This is a genomic window from Knoellia sp. p5-6-4 (assembly GCF_029222705.1).
Taxonomy (GTDB): domain Bacteria; phylum Actinomycetota; class Actinomycetes; order Actinomycetales; family Dermatophilaceae; genus Pedococcus_A.
Map to the genome: position 1 here is coordinate 467311 of NZ_JARGZF010000001.1, position 16632 is coordinate 483942.

Genomic DNA, 16632 nt, shown 5'->3' on the forward strand with positions numbered 1-16632 from the left:
GTTGCAGCACAACGTGATTCGACGGCATACTCGCGCCTCCGGCACAACCCGGCACCCAGCGGCGGTGGACGACGTGACAACAGGCGCCACCCTGTGGACGACCGAACCGAGAGACAGTCTCCGGACTCGCCTGCCTGCCCCGCCGACTCGTCCGATACTCGTGGTTGGACCCGACTACGAGAGGAGGAGCTGTCCGTGGGCGCCGACGACGTCGCACTGGCCCGGCTCAGCGCGGCCGAGCTCGTGGCCGGGTACGCACGGGGTGACTTCTCCCCCGTCGAGGTGCTGTCGGCCGTGCAGCACGTCATCGACCGCCGCGAGCCCGAGCTCAACGCATTGTGGAGTCCCGACCCCGGGGGCGCCCTGGAGGCCGCCCGCGCCGCCGAGGTCCGGTGGCGCACAGGTGCACCCCGAGGCCCGCTCGACGGCGTCCCCACGACCGTGAAGGAGAACCTCGCCCGCGCCGGAGTCCCGATGCCGCTCGGCTGCGCCGGGGTCGACCCGACTGTGCCGGAGGCGAACTCGCCCGCGGTCGACCGGATCCTGGAGGCTGGCGGCGTCATCCTGGGCTCCACCGTGATGCCCGACTGGGGCATGCTCTCCTCCGGCGTCTCCAGCCTGCACGGCACCACGCGCAGCCCGTGGGACCCCCGGTGGACCTCCGGCGGCTCGTCCTCGGGCGCCGGCGTCGCGGCGGCCGCGGGATACGGCCCACTGCACGTCGGCACCGACATCGGCGGCTCCATCCGGCTCCCCGGCACCTGGCTCGGGCTCGCCACCCTCAAGCCGAGCGCCGGCCGAGTCCCGCTCGACACCCCCTTCCTCGGGCGGGCAGCCGGGCCGATCACGCGCACGGTCGACGACGCGGCCCGCCTGCTCGGCGTCCTCAGCGGGCCGGACCCGCGCGACTTCACCAGCCTGCCGCCGGAGCGCCTGACCCTCGACGAGACAGACCTCGAGCTCGACGTGCGCGGCCTGCGCCTGGGCCTGCACCTCGACGCCGGGTGCGGCACACCGGTCGAGCCCGAGGTGGTCGCCGCCGTCGAGCAGGCAGCCGCGCTGTTCGAGGATGCCGGTGCGGTCGTCGAGCCGCTCGCACCCTTCATGGACGACGCGCTGCTCGCCGACCTCGACCTGTTCTGGCGGGTCCGTTCCTGGGTCGACTACTCCGCGCTGCCTGACGAGCGCAGGCGCAGGGTGCTGCCGTTCATCGTGCAGTGGGTGCACGGCGGCGCCGACGTCTCGGGCGCGCGGGTCATGGAGTGCTACCGCAGCACCATGACCATCCAGCAGCGCACCGTCGCGGCGACCCTGGGGTTCGACGCGGTGCTCTCCCCCGTCGCGCCGGGGCCGGCCTTCCCCGCCGAGTGGCCGATGCCGTTCGGCAGCGAGGACGCCGGGATGGTGCACATCGGGTTCACGGCGCCCTTCAACCTCTCCGGGCAGCCCGCCGGCACGGTCAACTGCGGCTTCACCGGGGACGGCCGACCCATCGGGTTGCAGGTCGCCGGACGGCGCTTCGACGACGTCGGAGTCCTGCGGGTGCTGCGGTGGTACGAGCGGCACCGGCCGGAGGCCGCGCGCCCGCGCTGGCCGATCACCGCGTAGGCGAGCCCGCGGCATACCGCTGCTGTTGTCGCCGCGCAGGCCGCTGACCTGCGCGTTAGTGTCCGGTCATGGCCAGGCTGCGCACTGTCTCCCCCAACTCGAGGGGCTGGACCCGCCGACGCGCGGGCAAGGGTTTCGTCTACCTCGACAGCGACGGGCAGCGACTGCCGGAGGAGGACGTCGAGCGCATCCGCGCCCTCGCCATCCCGCCGGCGTGGAAGGACGTGTGGATCTGCCCCCACCCCAACGGGCACATCCAGGCGGTCGGCACCGACGACGCGGGTCGGCGGCAGTACCTCTACCACCCCGACTGGCGGATCAAGCGCGACAAGATGAAGTTCGACCGGGTGAGCGAGGCGGCGCGCAAGCTCCCCGACGCCCGCCGGCAGGTGCTCGAGCACCTCGGCCTCGACGGCATGCCGCTGGAGCGGGCGAGTGCGGCGGCGGTGCGGCTGCTCGACCTCGGCTACTTCCGCATCGGCAGCGACAGCTATGCGGACGCGAACGGCTCGTTCGGGCTCACCACCCTCGAGAAGCGGCACGTGCGCGCCCGGGGCGGCAAGCTCGTCTTCTGCTTCACCGGCAAGTCGGGCATCGAGCACTGCGTAGAGATCGACGACGCCGACGTCATGGCCGCGCTGGAGCGGATGCGCAAGCGGCGTGGTGGCGGCGATCGCCTTCTGGCATACCAGAACTCACGCCGTTGGAGCAGCCTCGACGCCGCCCTGGTCAACACCTACCTGCGCGAGCTGCTCGCCGGCGACCTGACCGCCAAGGACTTCCGCACCTGGCACGCCACGGTCATCGCGGCGACCGCCCTGGCGATGTCGGACGAGCCCGGCGACACCAAGCGCTCCCGCCAGCGAGCCATCAAGTCCGCGGTGCAGGAGGTCTCCGAGTACCTCGGCAACACCCCCACCATCGCCAAGAACTCCTACATCGACCCCCGCGTCATCGACCTCTACGAAGACGGCACCACCATCGCGCACGTCGCGCGCAAGGTGCACGAGACCCCCGACGTCCGCCAGGCCGAGCTGGAGAAGGCGGTGCTGGAGATGCTCGCGGCCGACGGGTCGGAGGCTGCGGCGCGGGCGGTGCGCAGCCGGGCGCGGAAGACCTCGCCTCGGAAGGCGGTCACCGGCGCCCGGGGCTGAGGGTATGCCGCGTGCCTGCCGGCCGCGGTCAGGCCGGCTTCAGCCGCTGGCTGAGGAACGCGAGGACCCGGTCGACGGCCACCTGGCTGCGGTGCACGGTCAGCGTCGCGTGGTCCATCCGGCCGCTCGGGCGCAGGTCGACCCGGAGGAACCCGTCACCGAGCTCGCGCGCGAGGGTGTCGAAGCGGGTGCCGGTGGCGCGGTCACCGTCGTAGCGGACCCCGAGGACCGGGCAGCCTTGCGCCACACGGGTTTTCACGCAGGCGAGGTCTGCCGGGCTCAGGTTGAGGTCGCCCCGCCGACGTCGTCCGACGGGGAACGGCGTCGACGGCTGCGCGACCACCGGCGCGGCCACCGACGGGTCGACCATGGCCGCCAGCGCGAAGCCACCGGTGAAGCACATGCCCACGACGCCGACTCCCGGGCCGCCGGTCTCCTCGTGCAGGTGGCGGGCGAGGCTGCGCAGCCAGCCGGCCACGGGGGCCGTCTCGCCCACCGCGAGCTTGGTGAACTCGCTGCTGATGCAGACCCGTGGGATCACGCGCAGAACCTCCCCCACCGTGCCCGGCGCACCGGGGGTGCCGAACAGGCTCGGCATCGCGACTGTGAAGCCCGCCTCCACCACCTCGTCGGCGAACGCGACCACGTCGGGGGTCAGTCCCGGCAGCTCGTGGATGACGATGACACCCGGACCCTCACCACGCCGGTAGACCGGGTGGCTGCGGCCGTCCGCGCTGTGCTCGCCCTCGACCCAGCCCTGCAGGGCCGGGGTGGCTTTCACCGCGCCCGGCCCCGGTCGAGGTCGTCGAAGGGAGCGCAGTAACCGGACACCCGGGTGGCCCCACCGGCGGCGTTCGCGAGGTTGCGGAACGCGAGAGCCGTGGCCACGTCGTCGCCCCGCTCGGCGGCCCGGTCGAAGGCCTGGCACAGGCCGTAGGCGGCGGGCACGTTGGCGCCCTGGCCCGCCGCCGAGGTCGGCGGTGCGGACACGGCCGGTCGTGGCTGCGGCCGCTCGGTCGACAGCGGGAGCACCCCGGTCAGGGCGGCGGCCGCTGCCCCTCCCGCCACCAGTGCGGCCGAGGCGAGCGCGAGGGCGACCCGCACCCAGTGCGGGCGTTGCCTCCCTGCGGTCGCCTGCGCCCCCACGCGGCGGCGGGTGAGGTGGACGACCGTCGGCGAGTCGCTCGGCTCGACCGGGTCGGGACCGGTGCGCCGGCCCGCCTCATCGCCGACGTCGCGGTGCCCCCGGAAGGGCAGCAGGGTCCCGCCACTCTCAGGCGACAGCGAGCGGACGTTCACGTGCCCGAGTATCCATGGTCGGCAGGGGCCGCTGGGTCCTTATGCCGCGTTTTGGGGCGAGGCCGCCGTCCGTGCGCCCAGGCCCGTTGGGGCACCGCCATCTCGCCCAGACGCGACCACCCGCTACCCGGGGCGGTGACGTTGACGATGTGCGGGGTCTGGGCGAAGTATGCCGGCAGCTGCGCGGTCGCCTTCTGGAAGTGCGCTGACTCCACGTGGGTGGCCCCCGCGGCGTCGTTCACCGAAGGCCTCGACCAGCACGTACACGTTCGGCTCAGCGCTCCTTCGCGCGTGGTCAGGGGTGGCCCCTGGTGCCACTGCCACGCAGGGCGGAGGGCCGGCGCTGCGGCCGGCGCACGGGTGGTGCGGCGTGGGTATGCCGGCGTGCGCCCGGCATACCCACGCCGCTCCGTGTCAGGAGGCGCGGCGCGATCCCAGCCCGCGCACCTCCGGCGCCCCGAGCCGGGCTGCGTCGGCCGTCTGGTCATCCGGCTCCTTCTGGGACTGCAGCTCGGCCTCGACGCGGGCGAGGTAGTGCTCGACCTCCTCGTCCACCCTCTTGGAGTCCCAGCCGAGGACCGGGGCGACGAGCTCGGCGACGTGCCGTGCCGAGGACTGGCCACGGTCGAACGTCTCGATCGAGATCCGGGTCCGCCGCGTGAGGACGTCGTCGAGGTGGAGAGCGCCCTCGGCCAGCGCGGCGTAGTACGCCTCGACCCGCAGGTACTCCGGAGCGCCCTCGATGGGCTCGCCGAGGTCCCGGTTCTCGCCGATGAGCTCGAGGAGCTCGTCGGTCAGCGTCCCGTAGCGGCGCAGGAGGTGCTCCACCCACGCGACATGGATGCCGGCCCGGTCGGCCCGGGCCTGCCGCTGGTTCCAGGCGGCATGGAACCCGTCGGCCCCGACGATCGGCACCGAGTCGGTGCACGACTTCGGCACCTTCCACGGCAGCGCGTGGGCCACGACGTCGACGGCGTCCTTGGCCATGACCCGGTACGTCGTGTACTTGCCGCCGGCGACCATGACGAGGCCGGCCACCGGGCTGACGACCGCGTGCTCGCGGGAGAGCTGGCTGGTCGCCTCAGACTCCCCCGCGAGCAGGGGCCGCAGACCCGCGTAGACGCCGGTGATGTCGTCGTGCGTCAGCGGCGTGGCGAGCAGCCGGTTGGCGTGGTCGAGCAGGTACTCGATGTCGCTCCGGCTGGCCGCCGGGTGCGCGAGGTCGAGGTGCCAGTCGGTGTCGGTGGTGCCGATGATCCAGTGCGTGTCCCACGGGATGATGAACAGCACGCTCTTCTCCGTGCGGCTGATGATCCCCGTGCTGGCGTGGATCCGGTCGCGGGGCACGAGGATATGCACGCCCTTGGAGGCACGCACGTTGAACTGCCCCCGCCCACCGACCATCTCCTGGATCTCGTCGGTCCACACGCCGGCCGCGTTGATCGTCGTCTTCGCCCTGACCTGGTGGGTGCGGCCCGTCTCGAGGTCCTCCACCTCGGCGCCCACCACCCGGTCGCCCTCCCGGAGGAACCCGACGACCCGAGCGCTGGTCGCGCACAGGGCGCCGTACCGGGCCGCCGTGCGAGCGATCATCATCGTGTGCCGTGCGTCGTCGACCTGGCCGTCGTAGTACTGCACGGCTCCTACCAACGCGTCCTTGCGCAGCGAGGGAAACGCCCGCAGCGCCTGCCTCTTCGTCAGGTGGCGGTGGCCCGGCACGCCGTGCCGGCCGCCCATGCTGTCGTAGAGGAGGATGCCGCTGCCGACGTATGGCCGCTCCCAGATCCGGTGCTGCAGGGGGTAGATGAACGGCACCGGACGGGCCAGGTGCGGGGCCAGGCGGTTGAGGATGAGCGACCGCTCGTGCAGGGCCTCACGGACGAGCGCGAAGTTGAGCTGCTCGAGGTAGCGCAGCCCGCCGTGGATCAGCTTGCTCGAGCGGCTCGACGTGCCGGCCGCGTAGTCGCGTGCCTCGACGAGGCCGACCCGCAGACCGCGGGTCACCGCGTCGAGGGCCGCCCCGGCACCGGTGACGCCGCCACCGATGACCAGGACGTCGAGCTCCTCGGCGGCCATGCCCTCCAGCGCCTGTTCCCGGCTCTGCGGGTCGAGGCGGGCCACCTGTTCGGGCATCGTCAGACCTCCACCCAGTCGAGCGTGCGCTCCACAGCCTTGCGCCAGCCGCGGTAGCCCTCCTCGCGCTGCTCGTCGTTCCACTCCGGCGTCCAGCGCTTGCTCTCGTTCCAGTTCTCGCGCAGCTCCTCCGGGTTCTCCCAGAACCCGGTCGCGAGCCCTGCGGCGTAGGCGGAGCCGAGCGCGGTCGTCTCCGCGACGACGGGGCGGCTGACCGGCACGCCGAGGACGTCGGCCTGGATCTGCATGCACAGGTCGTTGGCGGTGACGCCACCGTCGACCTTGAGCACCTCGAGCTTGACGCCGGAGTCCTTCTCCATGGCGTCGGCCACGTCGCGACTCTGGTAGCAGATCGCCTCGAGGGTGGCCCGCGCCAGGTGCGCGTTGGTGTTGAAGCGCGACAGGCCGACGATGGCGCCGCGCGCGTCCGAGCGCCAGTAGGGCGCGAACAGGCCGGAGAACGCGGGCACGAAGTACATGCCGCCGTTGTCCTTGACCTGCCGGGCCAGCGACTCGCTCTGCGACGCGCCGGAGATGATGCCGAGCTGGTCGCGGAGCCACTGCACGGCCGACCCGGTGACCGCGATCGAACCCTCGAGCGCGTAGATGGGCTTGGCGTCACCGAACTGGTAGCAGACGGTGGTGAGCAGGCCGTTCTCGGAGCGGACCAGCTCCTCACCGGTGTTGAGCAGCAGGAAGTTGCCCGTGCCGTAGGTGTTCTTCGCCTCGCCGGCCGCCAGGCAGACCTGACCGACCATCGCCGCCTGCTGGTCGCCGAGCGCGGCGGCGAGCGGGACCGCCCCGCCGAGGGGGCCGTTCTCGAGCGTCTCGCCGTAGAGGCTGGGGTCGGAGGACGGACGGATCTCGGGCATCATCTGACGCGGGATGCCGAAGATCTTCAGCAGCTCGTCGTCCCACTCGAGGGTCTCGAGGTCCATGAGCATGGTGCGGCTGGCGTTGGTGACGTCGGTGACGTGCACCCCTCCGCGGGTGCCGCCGGTGAGGTTCCACAGCAGCCAGCTGTCGGTGTTGCCGAAGATGGCCTCGCCCTTCTCGGCCGCCTCGCGAACGCCGTCGACGTTCTCGAGGATCCACTGGATCTTGCCGCCGGAGAAGTAGGTCGCCGGGGGCAGACCGGCCTTGCGACGGATGACCTCTCCCCGCTCGTCACGGTCGAGCGCCGCCGCGATCTTGTCGGTGCGGGTGTCCTGCCACACGATCGCGTTGTAGTACGGGCGGCCGGTGCGCTTGTTCCACACCACGGTGGTCTCGCGCTGGTTCGTGATGCCGAGAGCGGCCAGGTCGGAGGGGCCGAGCCCCTTGCCGTTCATGACGGTCTGCAGCACCGAGCTGGTGCGGTCCCAGATCTCCACGGGGTTGTGCTCGACCCAGCCCGGGTTGGGCATGATCTGCTCGTGCTCGAGCTGGTGGCGGGCCACCTCGTTGCCACCGTGGTCGAAGATCATGAACCGCGTGCTGGTGGTGCCCTGGTCGACGGCGCCGACGAATTCAGCCATGACGTGCTCCTTGTTCTTGGGTGTTCTGGACGTGCTTGGGGTGGGCGGGGTTCGTCAGTTGACCGATGACGTCCTCGCGTGCGGGTTGGGCTCCTCGGTGGGGACCTCGCCGACCTCTTGCTCCTCCTCCACCGGCGGGAGGAACTTCTCGATGAGGAACACGTATGCCGCCGAGCCGAGCAGCCCGCCCACGATCGGGCCGACGATCGGAACCCAGAAGTACAAGGCGCCGTTCTGGTCCTCGAACGCGGTCTCGTAGCCGGTGAGGAAGGAGGCCAGGCGGGGGCCGAAGTCACGGGCGGGGTTGATGGCGTAGCCGGCGTTGGTGCCCCAGGCCATGCCGATGGCGACCACGATGAGGCCGACGATGAACGGCGCCATCCAGGCGACGGGCGCACTGTTGCGGGTGTCGGTGACGGCGAGGACCAGGAACAGCAGGATCGCGGTGCCGATGACCTGGTCGAGGAGCGCGGCGCCCTGGCTGATGTCCATGGCTCCGTTGCCCGGAAGGGTCGAGAAGATGCCCTGGGTGGCGATGGTGTGCCCGGGGTCGACGGTGTTGATGGCCTCGGCGTAGCCGAGCCGCACAATGAGGGCCGCGGTGAAGGCCCCGGCGACCTGCGCGAGCGAGTAGGGCAGCACCTTGCGCCACTCGAAGTCCCGGAAGACGGCGAGGGCGATGGTCACTGCGGGGTTGAGGTGGGCGCCGCTGATGCGGGCTGCGGTGTAGACGCCGAACACCACGCCGAGGCCCCAGGCCCAGGCGATGGAGTCGTGGTCACCGAGCGCCCCCTCGCTGGTGACGACCTGGGCCACCACCGCCGTGCCGAGGATGATGAGGATCAGGGTCCCGAGGAACTCGGCGATGAGCTCGCCGACGAGCGTCCGTCTTCCGAGCGCTGCCATGTCAGTACTCCTTTGTACGAGTGGCTCTGCTGTGTGCGAATGGCTCTGCTGGGTGCGAGTAGCTCTGCTGTGTGCGAGGAGCTCTGTTGGGTGCGGAGGGGGCTCTGCCGGCCGGGCCACACACACATGTGGCTCATCCGAGACTCGCCCCCAATTGCCGATCGTGCATCTCGAGGGTTGTTGGCGACCGTAGGCTGCCCCCGAACCCGAAACAACGGCGACCGTTCGACATCGTCGAACGCACCCCGCGTTTGACAATGTCGAACGCCGTGGCACGGTGGGGTCATGCCCGGGTCCGTGCAGTCGGTGGAACGTGCCGCAGCGATCGTGCGGCTGCTCGCCGCGGAGAGCGAGCCGCTCGGGCTGGCCCAGATCTCCGGGGCGCTCGGGCTCGCCAAGCCGACCGCCCACGGCCTGCTGCGGACGCTGTGCGAGGTCGAGTTCGTGGACAAGGACGAGGTGACGGGTCTCTACCGGGTCGGGCGCGACCTGCTCCAGCTGGGGTCCACGCAGCTCGATGTCAACGAGCTGCGTTCCCGAGCGATCAACTGGACCGACGCGCTGGCCGCCCGCACGGGCGAGTCCGCGCGGGTGGCCATGTTCCGCGGCGGCGCAGCGGTGATCGCCCACCACGTGTTCCGAGTCGCGGCCGGGCCTCAGACCCTCGAGACCGGAGCCACCATCGCGCTGCACGCGACGGCGCTGGGCAAGGTGCTCATCGCCTTCGACCCTGGGGCGGCGCGCAGCGTGCTGGACGGACCGCTCGAGACCCTCACCCACCGCACCATCACGGATCGTCCCACCCTCATCCGCCAGCTCGCCGACGTCCGGGACGCCGGCTACGCCGTCGCGGTCGAGGAGTCGGAGCGGGGCCAGGCGGGCATCGCCGCCCCGATCCGCGACCGCGGTGGCTACGTCGTGGCAGCCGTCGGCGTCGCCGGCCCGGTCGACTCCCTCTGCGACGGTCGCGGCCACCCGCGCGACGCCCTCGCCGAGGACGTGCTGTGGGCCGCCCGGGCGATCTCCCGCGAGTTCGGGCACGGCCGCTCGTGACCGACCGCTACGTCGCCGCACTCGACCAGGGGACGACCTCGACCCGGTGCCTGCTGTTCGACCGCCAGGGGAGGCTCGTCTCCCTCGCCCAGCGCCAGCACCACCAGCACTTCCCGCGGCCGGGCTGGGTCGAGCACGACGCCGGGGAGATCTGGGACATCGTCCAGCGCCTCGTGCCCGAGGCGCTGGACAACGCCGGCGCCTCCCCCGAGCAGGTCGTGGCCCTGGGCGTCACGAACCAGCGGGAGACCACCGTCGTGTGGGACCGGCGCACGGGCGAACCGGTGTCCCCGGCGATCGTGTGGCAGGACACGCGGACGGCGCCGCTCCTCCAGGAGGTGTGTGAGGAGCTCGGTGCGGAGACGATCTTCGAGCGCACGGGCCTCCCCGCGGCGACCTACTTCTCCGGCCCCAAGCTGCGGTGGATCCTCGACAGCGCCCCGGGCCTGCGCGAGCGGGCCGAGCGCGGCGACCTGCTGTTCGGCACCATGGACAGCTGGCTGGTGTGGAACCTCACCGGTGGTGTCGACGGGGGCCTGCACGTCACAGACGTGACCAACGCCAGCCGCACCATGCTCATGGACCTGCGCACCCTCGCGTGGGACCAGGAGCTGCTCGACTGCATGGGCGTTCCCGCGGCCATGCTGCCGCAGATCCGGCCGTCGATGGCCCACCTCGCGCAGACCCGGAGCCCGGTGCCCGGCATCCCGGTCACGGCCGTCATCGGCGACCAGCAGGCCTCCCTCTTCGGGCAGACCGCTTTCGAGCCGGGCGAGGCCAAGTGCACCTTCGGCACCGGCAGCTTCCTGCTCCTCAACACCGGCACCGACATCGCCCGCTCCCGGCACGGACTCATCACCACGGTCGCGCACAAGGTCGACGGCGAGCCGGCCGTCTACGCCCTCGAGGGGTCGGTCGCGATCGCCGGCGCCCTGGTCGAGTGGTGCCGCGAGAGCCTGGGCCTCATCCGCTCCCCCGCAGAGATCGAGACCCTGGCGATGACGGTCGAGGACAACGGCGGCTGCTTCGTCGTCCCGGCGTTCTCCGGACTGTACGCGCCCCGCTGGGAGACCAAGGCCCAGGGCATCGTCGCAGGACTGACGTCCTACATCACCAAGGGGCACATCGCGCGGGCGGTGCTCGAGGCGACGGCCCTGCAGATCAGCGAGGTCGCGCGCGCGATGAACCTCGACGTCGACGTGCCGCTGAGCAGCCTGGCGGTCGACGGTGGCATGACCGCCAACAACCTGCTCATGCAGGCCGTCGCCGACTTCGTCGACGTGCCGGTCGTGCGGCCGATGATGGCCGAGACCGTTGCCCTCGGGGCGGCCTACGCGGCCGGGCTGGTGGCGGGCTACTGGCCGGACCGCCAGGTGCTCAAGCGTCAGTGGCACAAGGCCGCCGAGTGGCACCCGCGGATGGAGCCGGCAGTGCGGCAGCACCACTTCGAACGCTGGGACCGCGCCGTCGAGCTCTCCATCGCCTGGGGCGCCCCACCGTCGACCTCGAGCTGACCGATGGTGGGACGCCTCATGGGGCGCCCTGTGGCAGGACTCAGCTGCACATGCCGTCGCGCGGCTCGCACCAGCTCCAGCCGGTGAAGGCCGTGGTCTTCCGGTTGGCGCCGCGCAGGTTCTGGCCGATGTGGACGTGGTCGCGGTGCGCGATGGTGTCGTTGCTCGTCGGGCAGGCGCCGTAGGGCCGCAGGCCCTCGCTCGCCCGCTCCGCGGTCCAGATCTTGCAGTTCCAGATGATCTCCTGGACCCCGAAGCGCTTGGCCAGGGCGTACTTGTTGCCCTTGGTGTCGGCGCGCAGGAACGCCGCGACGAGGGAGTCGCCGGCCGCCTTGTCCTTCTCGTTGTGGACGGACAGGCGGTGGTCGTAGGCGCGGCCGCCGGCGTGCAGGCTGTAGCTGCTGCTGCCGGAGACGTTGCGGCAGTTGTAGATGCCGGCGCTCTCGCCGCGCGGCCACCAGTACTCGATGTAGCTGGCCAGCCGCTCGGTGCCTGCGGCCGGGCCGCCCGAGCACTGCGTGACCGACGCGGAGCCGAGCTTGTCCGGCCGCGGGTTCCCGTGGTGGATCTTCACCTTCGGGTTCACGCTGCCCGGCCGCGCGGCAGGCTTCACCGTGACGTAGTGCGGCTCGGACGCGACCGCGACCGCCGACGGCACTGCGACCGCGGCCGCTGCGAACAGGCCGATCCCGATTCGGCGAATCCTGTTGCTGTTCATGGCTTTCCCCTCGTGTGCTGAGCCCGGCTGACCGCCGATGGGCCCGGTTTGTCCGCTTCTGCAGGCGGGGAAAGCGTCGTGGCGCAGGGGCCGCTCCGGCAATGGGGAGCACTCCCCCGCCGGTCACGGGCAGACTGCGGCGTGCCACCCTGGCGGGCGTCGGAGGGATCTCAGCAGGCAGCAGTCAGGGGTCCGGGCAGCGCGAAGACGCCCTCGCTGGTGGCGAGGTGGAAGCCGAGCAGCCGGACCCCGGAGGCGGCGCAGCAGTCGATGGCCTGCTGGTGCCACTCGCGGTCGAGGTCGTTCGGGGCACCGCCGCCGCGCCGGCCGCGGCCGACGAGCACCGATCCGCCCTGCTCGGCGACGGCCGGCAGGAAGAGGTCGAGGAGCTGGCGCAGGACGCTGCACTCGGCGTCGGTCGGCACGTCGGCCAGCACGACGGGCTGGACGCCGCGGTCCCGGCCGTCGCAGAGCATGAGCCCGATGCTGCCCCGGGAGCGCGCATCGTCGCCGATGATGAGATCGATGACGTCGCCGGCAAGCCGCGAGTCGGTCAGCGGCAGGTTACGGATGTCAGGTGGCAGGTCCTTGAAGGTCATGCGGGCATCGTTGCCCGAAAAGGAGTTTCGGCAGCGGACTTATCCCCAGCCGCCGACCTCGACGGCCTCGTCGACGTAGCGGCACAGGGCGTTGACGGCCCGGAGCTGCTCGGGCGTGTGCACCTGCGCGTCGAGGAGTGCCGGACTGGCGACGACGATGCCCAGGGCCTTCGCCCGCGAGATCGCGACGTTGAACCGGTGCAGGTCGTAGAGGAAGCCCACGCCGCGCGGGGCGTCGGCTGCGGTGGAGCTCGCCATCGAGTAGATGACCACCGGCGCCTCACGCCCCTGGAACCGGTCGACCGTGCCGATCCGTATGCCGTCGGGCAGCGCAGCCTGCAGCCTCGCCACGTGCGCGTTGAACGGGGCCACCACGAGGATGTCGTCCTCGGTCATCGGATGGGTGACACCCTCGACGTCGGTCCACGACCGGGACAGCAGGTCCTTGGCGAGGTCGGCGACCACGGCGGCTTCCTCGTTGCTGGCGGCCGAGCAGCCCACGTGCTCGACGGGCGCCCAGCGCAGCCCGGCTCCCGAGAGCGGCCCCTGCCCGCCGATCGCCTGCCGCTCACGCCCCAGCTGCGCGTGGAGGCGGCCCTCGTAGGAGAGCTCGGAGACGAAGGCGGTCACCTCGGGGTGCATGCGCCAGGTCGTGCCGAGGAAGATCCCGCGGTCGGCGGGCACCGTGTCGTGCTCGCCGATGAGGTGCTCGAGCGCCGAGACGCCGGCGCCGTAGGGGTGTGTCGCCTGGCTCGGCTGCGTCAGCTGTTGCGGATCGCCAAGCAGGACAAGCGACTTCGCAGCGGGCGCGACGGCGACGGCGTTGGCCAGCGAGAACTGCCCCGCCTCGTCGATGACGAGCACGTCGACCGACTCGCGCATCTCCTCGCGGGCCCACAACCAGGCGGTGCCGCCGACCAGCTGGACCTCACCGTCCTGCAGGGCAGCGCGCGCCTCCTCGTTGACCGTCGTCAGGCTCACGTGGCCGGCCGGCAGCTCCTCCGGCAGCTCGGACACCTTCTGCAGCGCCGGACGGTCGACCTTGTCGAGGACGTGCCGGATCACGGCATGGGACAGCGCCGTCACGCCCACCCGCAGTCCGGCATCGAGCAGCGCGCGGACCAGCTGCGCGGCGGCATACGTCTTGCCGGTGCCGGGCGGGCCCTGCACGGCCAGCACCTCGCCCCGCAGCGACCTGCCCACGCGCACCACCGCGTCGGCGGGCGCCTCCCCCGGGCGCGGCCGCAGCACCTCAGCCGGAGGCACCACCCGGTCGAGCAGTCGCGCCGCCATGCCGCGCTCTCCCGCCAGCAGGCTCCCTGCGGTGGCAGCGATGGACCTGCGCAGCACCGCGTCGACCACCGGGCCGGGCGGCTTGAGCCCCCGCGGCAGCGGGGGGTCGACGGACGTGCGCATGGACAGCTCCACCCAGCCCTCCACGCCGTCGACGGCACAGACCCTCCCCACCGACGTGTGGGTGTCGACGTCGTGGACGTACTTGTCCACCGGCAGCTTGCAGTCCTGCGGCTCGAACGGGTAGCGCCACACCTTCGAGGTCGCCGTGCCCCGGGCGTTGACGACGTCTCGGACGAACACCGGCGCGCCCAGCCCGCCGACCGCGGTCGCGTCCTCGGTGAGCTCGCGGGTGTCGAGGCCCTCGTAGCGGAAGTAGTCCCACCAGCCGGGACGGGCCTCGCGCCGGTGCCAGCCGACACAGCCCGCCAGCAGGTCGTGACCGGCCTCGAGCAGCTGATCGGCGAGAGCGGTCTCAGCGAGCTCCTCCTCGCCCACCTCGCGCAGCTCGGGCGGCACCGGTCGGCGAAGCTCGTGGCCCTGCCGCTCGAGCTCATCCCGTCGCTGCTCGAGCCAGCCGTGCAGGTCGTGCGTGGATCGCACGTCGTCCTCGTTGTAGCTGCGGATCCGCTCGAGGATCGTGTCGTCACGGTCGACGAGCCAGCGCTCGTACTCCACGACCGAGGTCATCGCGTCGGCCACCTCGGACCCGTCACCCCTGCGCACGTGGCCCCAGTAGAAGTCCTCGAGCTTCTTGATCGAGTACGACGGCTTGCTGATCCGCAGGCCCTGGCGGACGACGGCATAGAGGTCGACCAGGCGCTCGCCGCGCAGCAGCTGGTCGAGCTCGGTCTCGCGCGTCCCGTGCCGGCCGGTAAGCCGCTCGAGCGCGGTGCGCTCGTAGGCCGCGTAGTGGTAGACGTGCATGCCCGGGTCGGCCTTCCACCGCCGCATGAGCTCGTCGAGCAGGCGCTCGGTGAGCACCTTCTCCTCCGCGGTGGAGTGCGCCCAGAAGCCGGTGAAGGTGCCCGAACGGTCCCAGAGCCCGGCGAGGTACTCGCGCCCGCGACCCTCGTCGGCCCACGGGTCGCCCTCGAAGTCGAGGTAGACGTCACCCGGGCTGGGCTCGGGGAGCCGCTGCAGCCCGCGGGCCGGCTCCGGCGGCAGCAGCTCGTACCGTGGCACGCCGGTGTCGCGCTCGTGCGCCTGCAGCCGCGCCTGCTGGAGCAGCCGCGCTGCCGTGCCGCTCCCCACGGCGGCGCGGACCTGCTCGAGTGGTGCCACGGCGAGCTCGGCCAGGGTGCGGATGCCGTTGGCGCGCAGTGCCTCGCGCTGGTCGCCGCGCAGTCCGGCCACCTGGACGAGGTCGTCGGCGAGCTCCCAGTCCTGTGCACACCGTTTCTGCCAGCGGCACTGCGAGCACTGGTGGCTCGGCACCGGCTCGGTCGGCGTGCTCCGCTCGATCGCGGCCAGCAGTGCTTCCCGGCGCCGGCGGGCGTAGGCGGCGACGTCGACCAGCCGCCACGGGTGCTCCGCCTTGTCGCCGGTCACCACGACGAGGCGCTGGGGGGCGACACCCTGCAGCGTCTCCAGCCGCGCGGCATACGTCGCCATCTGGAGCAGGGCCGGCACCTTGAGGCGGCGGGCGAGCTTGGTGTCGGCGATGTCGTAGGACCAGGCGCCGAGCCGACTGGGGCGGTCGGTGCGCAGCAGGAAGTCTGCGTGCCCGACCCACTGCCCGTCGAAGAGCGTCGCCTGGTAGACCACGTCGGCGCCCCCTCGCATCGCGTCGAGCGTCGCGGCCTCGGCCGCCTCGCGGTCGGACCCGAAGCCGTCGATCTCGACGATGTCGAGCCCGCGGTCTCGCAGCACGTGGAGGTAGTCGGCCTCGTGGGCAAGCCCCTTCTCGAACACCAGGTTGAGGGCGTCGTCGGCGGCCGTGGCGCCCAGCTCTGCGGCCGGCGTGTCGAGGGCCTGCCGGTCGAGGGTGGTGATGTGTGGGCAGGCGACGTGCTTGGTGAGGTCTGTGGGGCTCAGCACCAGGCGGCCGTCGACTCGCTGCATGCGGCGATCATGCCACCGGGGTCGGACACCCCCGGGACTCAGAGGCGGTTGAACCGGACGGAGGAGAAGGCGAAGTAGCTCACCCCGGCCCTGATCTCGAGGTCGACCCGGGTGCCGAACGCGTCGGACGGACGGAGCAGGAGGTCGAACGTGTGCGACGCGAATCCGGTGACGGGGAACGACCGGGGGCTGGCACTGTCGGCGCGGACCTCCACCGACCCCGTCGCACCCGCGGGGGTGCCGACCTTGGCAGAGACAGTGACCAACACCTCCCTGCCCGGCTCCACGTCACGGAACCAGAACACCAGCCCCCCGTAACGTCGATCGGCGCCCGTGTCCTCGGCCCACTCGAGCCTGTTGCCCTCGGCCCAGACGGACCAGCTCCGCCCGACGGCGTTGACGAAGGACAGCGGCGCCGACTCGTAAGGGTGCCGTGCCGTCAGCGAGCGCTCCGGCAGCTCGAGAGGCCAGAGCAGGAGCGGTCCGAGGGAGTCGGCCAGCACCCTCTGGCGCGCGAGGTCGGTGAGGGGCCGGTCGGAGGCAGTCGTCTCCACGCCACGGTCACCCGACAGGTCGGCCAGGTGGTGCACCCACTGCTGGCCCTCCTCCCTCGCGAGGATCTCGCGTTGTCGCTCGTAGCAGGCATCGATGCTGTCGAGGGGACGTTCACTGGCCATGGCGACCTCCCGGTCCGATCCACCCGGGTCCGACGCTAGGGCTGGCCGGCACGCGCGGGGACTGCCAGATGGCGTAGACCCAGCAGGCGCTGCCGCC

General features: G+C 71.9%; 13 protein-coding genes. 4 read left to right on the forward strand and 9 right to left on the reverse strand.

Annotated features, from left to right (window positions below):
- Positions 1-195: 195 nt before the first annotated feature.
- The gene (locus tag P2F65_RS02255; RefSeq protein WP_275803732.1) at positions 196-1608 is read left to right on the forward strand and encodes an amidase; all 1413 of its coding nucleotides are present in this window, start codon (positions 196-198) and stop codon (positions 1606-1608) included.
- 68 nt (positions 1609-1676) lie between these two features.
- The gene (locus tag P2F65_RS02260) at positions 1677-2762 is read left to right on the forward strand and encodes a DNA topoisomerase IB (protein WP_275803734.1); all 1086 of its coding nucleotides are present in this window, start codon (positions 1677-1679) and stop codon (positions 2760-2762) included.
- A gap of 28 nt (positions 2763-2790) precedes the next feature.
- Here the strand turns inward: P2F65_RS02260 and P2F65_RS02265 are convergent, their stop codons facing one another.
- The 5 genes from P2F65_RS02265 to P2F65_RS02285 all read right to left on the reverse strand — a co-directional run bounded on the left by P2F65_RS02265 (position 2791) and on the right by P2F65_RS02285 (position 8617).
- The gene (locus tag P2F65_RS02265) at positions 2791-3543 is read right to left on the reverse strand and encodes a dienelactone hydrolase family protein (RefSeq protein WP_275803735.1); all 753 of its coding nucleotides are present in this window, start codon (positions 3541-3543) and stop codon (positions 2791-2793) included.
- Positions 3540-4061: a hypothetical protein gene (locus P2F65_RS02270; protein ID WP_275803737.1), complete on the reverse strand. Its 522-nt coding sequence runs from the start codon at positions 4059-4061 to the stop codon at positions 3540-3542. Before P2F65_RS02270 ends, P2F65_RS02265 begins: the two co-directional genes overlap by 4 nt.
- Positions 4062-4475: 414 nt before the next feature.
- Positions 4476-6137 (reverse strand): glycerol-3-phosphate dehydrogenase, encoded by a 1662-nt coding sequence (gene glpD, locus P2F65_RS02275; RefSeq protein ID WP_275807221.1) that lies wholly within the window; start codon positions 6135-6137, stop codon positions 4476-4478.
- 59 nt (positions 6138-6196) lie between these two features.
- On the reverse strand, positions 6197-7711 hold the full coding sequence (glpK, locus tag P2F65_RS02280) for a glycerol kinase GlpK (RefSeq protein WP_275803739.1): 1515 nt from the start codon (positions 7709-7711) through the stop codon (positions 6197-6199).
- A 54-nt stretch (positions 7712-7765) separates the two neighbouring features.
- On the reverse strand, positions 7766-8617 hold the full coding sequence (locus P2F65_RS02285) for an MIP family channel protein (protein WP_275803741.1): 852 nt from the start codon (positions 8615-8617) through the stop codon (positions 7766-7768).
- 285 nt (positions 8618-8902) lie between these two features.
- Here P2F65_RS02285 and P2F65_RS02290 point away from each other — a divergent pair, with 285 nt between their 5' ends.
- Both P2F65_RS02290 and glpK (P2F65_RS02295) read left to right on the forward strand, forming a co-directional pair.
- A complete protein-coding gene (locus tag P2F65_RS02290) occupies positions 8903-9670 on the forward strand; it encodes an IclR family transcriptional regulator (RefSeq protein WP_275803743.1) in 768 nt (255 codons plus the stop codon).
- Positions 9667-11184 carry a glycerol kinase GlpK gene (glpK, locus tag P2F65_RS02295; RefSeq protein ID WP_275803744.1) on the forward strand — a complete coding sequence of 506 codons (1518 nt, stop codon included), beginning with the start codon at positions 9667-9669 and terminating at the stop codon, positions 11182-11184. The genes P2F65_RS02290 and glpK (P2F65_RS02295) overlap by 4 nt, the downstream gene beginning before the upstream one ends.
- A 40-nt stretch (positions 11185-11224) precedes the next feature.
- Here glpK (P2F65_RS02295) and P2F65_RS02300 read toward each other — a convergent pair whose 3' ends face one another.
- From P2F65_RS02300 to P2F65_RS02315, 4 genes are all read right to left on the reverse strand, one after another.
- Entirely contained in the window at positions 11225-11902 is a 678-nt protein-coding gene (locus P2F65_RS02300; protein ID WP_275803746.1) for a hypothetical protein, read from the reverse strand.
- 170 nt (positions 11903-12072) lie between these two features.
- Positions 12073-12501 (reverse strand): hypothetical protein, encoded by a 429-nt coding sequence (locus tag P2F65_RS02305; RefSeq protein WP_275803748.1) that lies wholly within the window; start codon positions 12499-12501, stop codon positions 12073-12075.
- A 39-nt stretch (positions 12502-12540) separates the two neighbouring features.
- Entirely contained in the window at positions 12541-15858 is a 3318-nt protein-coding gene (locus P2F65_RS02310) for a TM0106 family RecB-like putative nuclease (protein ID WP_275803750.1), read from the reverse strand.
- A gap of 38 nt (positions 15859-15896) precedes the next feature.
- On the reverse strand, positions 15897-16535 hold the full coding sequence (locus P2F65_RS02315; RefSeq protein ID WP_275803752.1) for a hypothetical protein: 639 nt from the start codon (positions 16533-16535) through the stop codon (positions 15897-15899).
- Positions 16536-16632: the final 97 nt, after the last annotated feature.

Coding starts and splice junctions, on each gene's coding strand:
- P2F65_RS02310 (WP_275803750.1), bottom strand. CDS start 15,858: ATGCAGCGAGTCGACGGCCGCCTGGTGCTGAGCCCCACAGACCTCACC.
- P2F65_RS02260 (WP_275803734.1), top strand. CDS start 1,677: ATGGCCAGGCTGCGCACTGTCTCCCCCAACTCGAGGGGCTGGACCCGC.
- glpK (WP_275803739.1), bottom strand. CDS start 7,711: ATGGCTGAATTCGTCGGCGCCGTCGACCAGGGCACCACCAGCACGCGG.
- P2F65_RS02315 (WP_275803752.1), bottom strand. CDS start 16,535: ATGGCCAGTGAACGTCCCCTCGACAGCATCGATGCCTGCTACGAGCGA.
- P2F65_RS02305 (WP_275803748.1), bottom strand. CDS start 12,501: ATGACCTTCAAGGACCTGCCACCTGACATCCGTAACCTGCCGCTGACC.
- P2F65_RS02300 (WP_275803746.1), bottom strand. CDS start 11,902: ATGAACAGCAACAGGATTCGCCGAATCGGGATCGGCCTGTTCGCAGCG.
- P2F65_RS02285 (WP_275803741.1), bottom strand. CDS start 8,617: ATGGCAGCGCTCGGAAGACGGACGCTCGTCGGCGAGCTCATCGCCGAG.
- P2F65_RS02290 (WP_275803743.1), top strand. CDS start 8,903: ATGCCCGGGTCCGTGCAGTCGGTGGAACGTGCCGCAGCGATCGTGCGG.
- glpD (WP_275807221.1), bottom strand. CDS start 6,137: ATGGCCGCCGAGGAGCTCGACGTCCTGGTCATCGGTGGCGGCGTCACC.